Source organism: Protofrankia sp. CiP1_Cm_nod2 (genome assembly GCF_920664355.1).
GTDB lineage: Bacteria > Actinomycetota > Actinomycetes > Frankiales > Frankiaceae > Protofrankia.
In genome coordinates this window covers 838-8757 of the sequence record NZ_CAKKTL010000227.1, presented here as the reverse complement: position 1 = coordinate 8757, position 7920 = coordinate 838, and the positions used below count along the sequence as shown (strand labels likewise).

Annotated in this window: 2 protein-coding genes and 1 pseudogene; 1 reads left to right on the top strand and 2 read right to left on the bottom strand. The window is 72.1% G+C overall.

Translation table 11 applies throughout. The features are described from left to right. Window positions 1-728: pseudogene (locus NBW84_RS19885) on the bottom strand (hypothetical protein); the annotation flags it as partial. 509 nt (window positions 729-1237) lie between these two features. Here NBW84_RS19885 and NBW84_RS19880 point away from each other — a divergent pair. After that, window positions 1238-5674, top strand: a complete 4437-nt coding sequence (locus tag NBW84_RS19880; RefSeq protein ID WP_250286340.1) for an FtsK/SpoIIIE domain-containing protein — start codon at window positions 1238-1240, stop codon at window positions 5672-5674. A 75-nt stretch (window positions 5675-5749) separates the two neighbouring features. Here NBW84_RS19880 and NBW84_RS19875 read toward each other — a convergent pair whose 3' ends face one another. Continuing rightward, window positions 5750-7222, bottom strand: a complete 1473-nt coding sequence (locus tag NBW84_RS19875; protein ID WP_250286337.1) for an ATP-binding protein — start codon at window positions 7220-7222, stop codon at window positions 5750-5752. Between the last annotated feature and the right edge of the window lie 698 nt (window positions 7223-7920).

Genomic DNA, 7920 nt, shown 5'->3' with positions numbered 1-7920 from the left:
GGCAGGCGCAGCGCCCGCCGCCCGGGGGCGGCCGGCCGGCGGCCGGTGCCGGCGGGGAAGCGCCGGGCCTCGTCCAGCGGGCCGCCGTAGATCCGCCGCAGGTGCCTGGTGAGCAGCTTCAGGGCGGCCAGCTCGTACTCCCGGCGGCGGCCGGCGTCGGCGACACCGCGCACCTCGATCGCCCATGGCGCCCATGGCGCCCAGGGCCCCCGGCCCAGGCGAAGCGCCCGCAGCGGGCCAGGCCACGCGGCCCGGGCACGGCCCGCCCCGAGCGTCCGCCCGTCGTCCGTACGCAGCGTCAGGTTGAGGATGGCCGTGTCGGACCACGCGTCGAGCCCCGGATGATCGTGCAGCTCCTTGAAACCGTCGAGGACGTATCGTCCGCCGTCGTCGGCGACGAGTACCAGCCGGTACCGCGCGTGCCAGGTCTCGACCTGGTCGGGGTCGGGCTCGTTCAGGACGCACTCGCCGCCCTCGATCGTCAGCGGCGCGCTCGACAGGACCGGCACCCACGCACGCCCCGACGGGCGGGCCGGTGTGCTGGGGTCACGCAGCAGCGCGTCGGCGTCGTCGAAGTCGACCGTGAGGTCGATACGGATCGACGTCCGCGCGCGGCGGCCCTGGGCGAACCCGGCCCGGAAGTCGTCGGTCACCCTGGTCGAGAAACAGCCTCCCAACCGCTCGCGGAAACGCAGCGCTGCCAGGTCACGGGACGGAAATGAGGTCACATCCCGCGAAGTGGCATCCCGCTCGGAAGATGGGATCTCCGGCCTGGAGACAATGCTCATCGCTCCCCCGTTGCTGTATGCCCGGTGTCGATGCCGCCGACAGGTGACGAGCCGCTCGGTCGTCATACCGCCGGCGGGCCACCCTGCTTCGCAGAGCACATTCCCACGACCAATTGAGCCACGTCACTATCGGTTGCCTGACAGCCCCCGCCCCACCTCTTCCGAGGTTTCCGCGGATCGGCGGCCGCGCTCCGGGCGTCCCATCAGAGGTCGATCATCTGGGCCAGGACGGTGCGCACCTCGGCCCGGAGCACCCGCTCCCTGGTCGCGGGACTCACCCGCATCATGGTCGCCACATCATCAAGTTTATGCCACCGTAAACCCCACGGTAGCCCACAGGAGAGCCCTGCCCGGTTGTGACTGGATTATTTTGTGAAAGGTGCGACGGGGACATCGGCGGTGATGCCGCCTGATGGTGGTGTGGAACGCGCACGGGAGCGAAGCAGGAGATGATCCTCAGACTGAGTGTGCACGGCCCCGACGCGGATACCCGGCGCGACGTCGAGATATCGGCCGCTCCCGAGACCGAGGTCGGTTCCGTGCTCGACACGCTGCCGCTGCTGGTCGACGGCCGCCGCTGCTTCGTCGGCGACCAGCCGCTCGACCGCGCCGGGAGCGTTGCCGAAAGCCCCCTGGTGCATGGCGCGACGATCGGTATCGGCGCTGCGGGCCCCTGGCCGCGCGCCGTCCAACCTGGTGTCGCCGGTGCGCTGCGGGTGTGGGACGGTCACGACGCGGGCCTGGTCGTGTGGCTCGCGCCAGGCCGCCACCTGCTGGGACGGGATCCGCAGACCCAGGCCGCGCTCGGCTGCGACGAGGTCTCCCGCCGGCACGCGGCACTCACGGTGTCCTCGGACGCCACGGCCACCGTCGAGGACCTCGGCTCGAGCAACGGCACCCTGATCGACGGTGCGCTCGTGACCGGCCCGGTTCCCCTCCCGGCCGGTGCCGTCCTCGAGACCGGTACCGACCGTATGGAGTGGGTGCCACTGCCGCGGACCCCGCTGCAGACCACGCGCGGCCAGGACGGCCGTCTCGACTTCGACCGGGCCTTCGCGCCGACACCCACCGTCAGCCGCACCGAGCTAACGCTGCCATCGGCCCCGTCCCGGCACACCGCATCCCGGGGCGCCCTGTGGATCCCCGCCCTGTTGCCCCTCGTCGCCGGCGCGGTCCTCTTCGTGGTCCTGCATAACCCTCTCGTCCTGCTGATGTGTCTGCTCGGTCCCGTCAGCGTTCTCGGCACCCAGCTGGTGGCCCGCGGGCAACGAGCAGCCGACGACCGACGCTTCGAGGCCGAGAAGGCGGCCACGCTGGACAGGATCACCGCTCTCGTGGCGGCCGAGGAGAAGATCCGCCGCGCGCAGGCGCCCGACCGGCTGGACCTCACGCTCGCCGCGACCGGAGCCGACCGCCGGCTGTGGCCACGCAACGCGGACTCCCCCGACGGCCTGCGGCTGCGGGTGGGCATCGTCAGCGAGGCCGCGTCGATCGACCTGCGCGGCCAACGGTGGGCCGGTTTCGAGGAGCCCACCCTGCACGGCGTGCCGCTGACCGTCGATCTGCGGACCGTGGGTGTCCTCGGTGTCACCGGAGCGGACGGGCCGGCCGACGGCCTGGCCCGCTGGCTGCTTGTCCAGCTCGGCGTGCTCCGCAGCCCCGACGACCTCCGGATCGTCCTGATCACGTCCGGCAGCCGTAACCACCTGGCGTGGGCCACCTGGCTGCCGCACGTCGCCGCCGACAGCGCGGGCCCCGTGCCCTGCTGGGTCGGCAACACCGAACAGACCCGGAGCAGCCGCATCGCCGAACTCCGGGATCTGATCACCATCCGGTCCGCCGAACGCCGGGGCGCCGGCAACGTCCGTTTCGCCGAGGACGTCGTCGTCCTGCTCGACGGCGCGCTCGCGCTGCGCAACCTGCCGGGCATGAAGGCGATCCTGCGGGACGGCCCGGAAGTCGGCGTGTACGTGATCGCCGTCGACCGGCACGGGATGAACGAGTGCCGCGCCGAGTGCCAGGTCGACGACGCCGGCGCCGTCCAGCTCACCCACAATCGCGGCGAGCGGGTCAGCGTCGGCCGCGCCGAGGGCACCAGCCCGGACGACGCCGAACGGCTCGCCCGCGCCGTCGCGCCGCTTCGTGACCGGCTGTCACTGGGCAGCGCCGAATCGGCCATCCCCTATCCGGTGCGTTTCCTCGACCTCGTCGGCGTGGGTGTGGCGTCCGCGGACGACGTGCTCGCCCTGTGGGCGGACCAGCCGGGGCCGACCACACAGGTGCCGCTCGGCGCGGACGCGGACGGGACGGTCACCGTCGACCTCGCCGGGCAGGGGCCGCACACGATGCTCGGCGGTGCCACCGGCGCGGGCAAGAGCATCCTGCTGCAGACGCTCGTCACCTCCCTGCTGCTGGCCAACGCCCCCGACGAGCTGAACCTCGTTCTCGTCGACTTCAAGGGCGGCAGCGCGTTCCTGCCGTTCGAACGCTGCCCGCACGTCGTCGGGCTCATCCGCTCCACCGGCGAGACCGCGGCGGACGTCTTCGACGAGGCCGCCGCCGAGCGGGTGCTCGCCTCGGTGCGTGCGGAGGTGCGCCGCCGGGAGTCCCTGCTCGCCCGGTACGGCGGGGAGATCGACGAATACTGGGCCGCCCGGCGTTGCGCACCCGGGCTGCCCGCCCTGCCCCGGCTTGTGATGATCTTCGACGAGTTCGCGCGCGTCCTGGAGACGTCCCCGGACTTCCTGCGAGCGCTGGTCAACGTCGCGGCCAAGGGCAGGTCGCTCGGTATGCACCTGGTGCTGGCCACCCAGTCGCTGCAGGGCAAGCTGTCGGCCGAGCTGAAGAACAACATCGACCTGCGGATCACGCTCCGGCAGAACGAGCCGGCCGACAGCGTCGAGGTCCTGGGCGTATCGGACGCCGCGGCCATCCCGGGCCGGCTGCGGGGCCGCGGCATGATCCTGTGCACGAAGGACGAGACCCGCACCCCGCGCCTGTTCCAGTCCGGCTACCTGGGCGACCCGCCGCCCGCCGGTGGCGCCCCGCCCGCCCGGATCCGGATCGTGGGCTGGGCCACGCTCGGCACCGCCCGGCCCGAGGAGCGGGCCGACCACGGCGGCGCGGCCACCGACCAGACGCTGACCCTCCGCGCGGTCGAGGCCGCCGCGCGTCAGCTGGGCCGCCCGGCGCCGTTCCGGCCGCTGCTGCCGCCGCTGCCCGCGGACCTGACCCTGGACGATCTTGCGGCGGCCTGGGGCGACGGCGAACCGGCCGCGACGGCCGTCCCGTACGGTCTGGTCGACTCCCCTGACGCCCAGGCCCAGCCGCCGGCCGTGCTCGATCTGGCCGGCAGCGACCGGCTGCTGGCCGCTGGCGGGCCGCAGCAGGGCCGTACGACGCTGGCCCGCACGCTGATCACCAGCCTGGCGTCCCGCCTACGGCCGGACGAGGCGCAGGTGTACGTCATCGAACACCAGCCGGCGGGGCTGGCCGCCTACGCGGAGCTGCCGCACTGCGGCGCGGTGATCGCCGGCGGTGAGCCCGACCGGATCCGCCGGTTCGTCACCTGGCTGCGCGACGAGGTCGCCCGACGTCAGATCGGACGGTCGGGCGGCGGTGTGACGGCCGCCGGGCGGCGGGATCCGTGGATCGTCGTCATCGTCGACGGCTGGGAGCAGTTCGAGAACCGCGGCGACCCCACCTTCCTGGAGACGTCGCTGCTGACCGTGCTGCGCGAGACGATCGTCGCCGGGCCGCCGCTGGGTGTGCATGTCGTGCCGCTCGGCGGCCAGGAGCTGCTCACCAGCAAGGTGGCGACGCTGTTCACCCACCGGCTGCTCCTGCCGTTCGGCAAGGAGGAGCTGCGCCGGGCGCATCTGCCGTCGGGGGCGGCCAGCCCGCCGGCCGTACCCGGCCGGGCCGCGGACGCCGCGAGCGGGGCCCAGATCCAGATCTGCCGCCCGTCCGTCGATGCCGGCACCCTCATCGGCCAGGTGACCACCCGGCTGTCCGCGGCGGGCCTGGCCACGGCCGCCGTGACCGGGCCGGTCACGGTGCGGCCGGCCATGCCGGGGCCAGCCGTGGCGGGACCGCCCGCAGCGGGGCCACCCGTCGTCGGCCCGCCCGTGACAGCCGGCCAGCACACGGCGGCCGGGCTGCCGCGCCCGTTCCCCCCGCTGCCGGCCCACGTCGCCGTCGACGAGCTCCGGCTGCCCGACCCGGCTCCGTCGGGCACCTGGCTGCCGCTCGGTGTGGGCGGCCCGGACGTGGACGTCGTGGGCATGGACTTCTTCGACGCCGGGCCGCACCTGCTGCTCGTCTCCGGCCCGGCCGGCTCCGGACGCACGACCGCGGCGGCGGTCGTCACCCGCGGGCTGCGGCGGGCCGGTGTCGGCGTCCTGGTCATCGCCCCGCCCCGCTCACCGCTGCCCAGCCTCATCGGGGACGACGGCGGTGTCCGGGTCGTCACCGGGACCGTCCTCAAGGACACCGACCTGCGGGCCGCCGCCGAGGCGTTCGGTGACGGGCGATACGCGGTGGTCGTCGACGACTGTGATCAGATCACGCTGGTGCCGACGCAGGTCAGCTTCGCCGACGGCCCCACCCTGCTGCAGGACATCGCCAGCCCCGGCGCGCTCGGCCGGCACGCGCTCGTGCTCTGCGGTGACGCCGCGCCGATCCTCACCGGCCAGCGCCGCTCCCTCGCCCGTGTCGTCAGCGAGGTCATGACCAGCGGTGCCCGGCTGCTGCTCACCCCCACCTCACCCGTGGTGGCACGCGAACACGGCTTCAAACTGGAACCCGACCAGTTCTTCGCCGCCCCACCCGGCCGCGGCCACCTCGCCACCGCCCGCACCACCACCCTGATCCACCTCGCCCGGTAGCCGTCCGTCACTGAGAATGAATGGCCCCGGTTCGACGGAGACCACGGCTGCTCCAGTCCTCGGGGACGCGGCTGCCTACGCGGGGTGCCCGTTCCGCGGGAGAGATCTCCACGCTGCCAGAAGATCTTCTGGGCCGATGGAACGGGCGGGAACACCGGCGGCAGCACCCGTCCGGCTGATGGCGAGAAGTTCGGTCGACGTGTCAAAGCCCGGCACCGCGGTGACATCACGCACCAGCGCGGCATAGTCGTGCTGGTCGAACGGCTGCGTCGACTGCCATTTGATACTGCCGGCAAAAATTATCCGGTTCGCAGCCCCCGCCCGGTCAGCGCCGACCACGTCGATCTCGGGGTTGTTCTGCCGGTTCCACCAGCCACCGACGGCCTCCACCTCGGGCCAGCCGAGTTCCGGCGCCATACGCAGCAGGGCCTCCCGAACCAGCGGTTCCACCGCCCGGCCACGCCAGGCATACCAAGATCGTTTAACCCGCCGCAGCAGCAGATCCCCTCGCCCCCGTTCCACGAGCGGCAGGCCGGCTGCGAGATAGGCGAGATAGAAGCGCAGATATGGGTCGGCCACCCGATAACGGCGCTCCTTCTCGGCCGGCCTGGTCGAAAGCGGGGTGTCGACAGCAACCACACGTTTGGCTTCGAGCAGGCGCAGTGCGCTCGTCAGCGAACTCGCCGCCATCGGCTCGGCTCCGGCGGACGCCGCCGCGCGAACGCCGCTCCACGTACGTTCGCCGTTACCGATAGCGGCCAGCACCGTGCGGGCCTGGATATACCCTGGGAACTCGGCGGCGAGTGACCGTTCTCCCGAGACCAGCAGCGCGGACGTCGGGTCGGCGAGCGAGACAGCGAGGAAGCTCTCGACCGACTGGCCGGACCCCCATTCCTGGCATATCAGCGGCAGGCCGCCGGTAACCAGGTACGCGTCGATGGCTCCGGCAGCCGGCAGGCCGACCATGGCGCCGACTTCGGCCGGATTCAGCGGTGGCAGCACCATCACCGTGCCCCGCTGGTGGAAGGGCCGCCGGTAGTCGTCGAGACGCTCCATCATCGCCAGGTCCGAACCGATCAGGATCAGGAGGACCGGCTTGCGCGAGAGCTGCGTGTCCCAGGCCGTCTGCAGCGCCCCTTCCAGCGCCGGGTCGGTTTCGATCAGCCACGGCATCTCGTCGATGACCACGATGCCCGGTGTGTCGGCGGGCAACGCCGCGGCCAGCTGACGGAACGACGCCGCCCAGGTCGGCAGAACCGTGCCGGACTCGAAGAGATCCCGACCGGGAAGGTCGGACTCGGCCACTGCCGCGGCGAACGCCGCCCGCTCGGCGGCGGGATCGGCGCCCTGACTCGCCTGGAAGAACACGAACGGGACGTGTGCCCGCTCACAGAACACCTCCACCAGCCGCGACTTGCCGACCCGGCGCCGGCCCCGCAGCAGCACCGCCACCCCCGGCAGGTCCCGCCGCGCCTCCCCCACCCGCCCGAGCAACGCCTCAAGCCGAGCAAGCTCCGCGGACCGCCCGACGAACCCACCCCCCGCCACGCCTACTCCTCTCGCCCGAACTACAGTCCATTGTAGTTCACGGCGATGAAGTTACCCTCGATCACGCACCACACAAGCAAGATCGCCAAGGTCCACCAAAGCGAACCAGCCGTAGACCGCACATCGCCCACAACCGAACACGGCGGCCCACGAACACGGCTTCAGCCTGGAACCCGACCAGCTCTTCGCCGCCCCACCCGGCCGCAGCCACCCCACCACCCTGATCCACCTCGCCCGATAGCCGTCCGTCACCGAATGAACCGCCCCGGTTCGACGGAGGCCACGGCTGCCCCAGTCCTTGAGGACGCGGCTACCTCCGCTTACGGCTGTGCCGCTGCTTGTAAGCGGGCACCTGTTCCAGCGGGATCCGCCGCGACGCGACCGGCCGAGAGCAACCGACGCCGCGATCTTGCTGTTTCCACCAGGAGCGACGGCTGCGGCCGAAGCGCGAGAGTGCTCCGTCTCACGACTTCTCCTCTCACCTCGGTGTCGTACCGCAGCTGGCCGGTCAGGCAGCCGCCGCTGCCCACCGTGGCCACGCACCGGCCGGAGGCGTCGTAGGCATACCGGTATTCGGTGACGTTGCGGTCCGTCCAGCGCACTATGAAGCAGGAATTAAATAAGTTCTCCTGTTAATCTGTCTTTGGATCTTTACTGTGATCGGACGGTTAGGCTACGGGGCGTGGTGGATGAGGCCT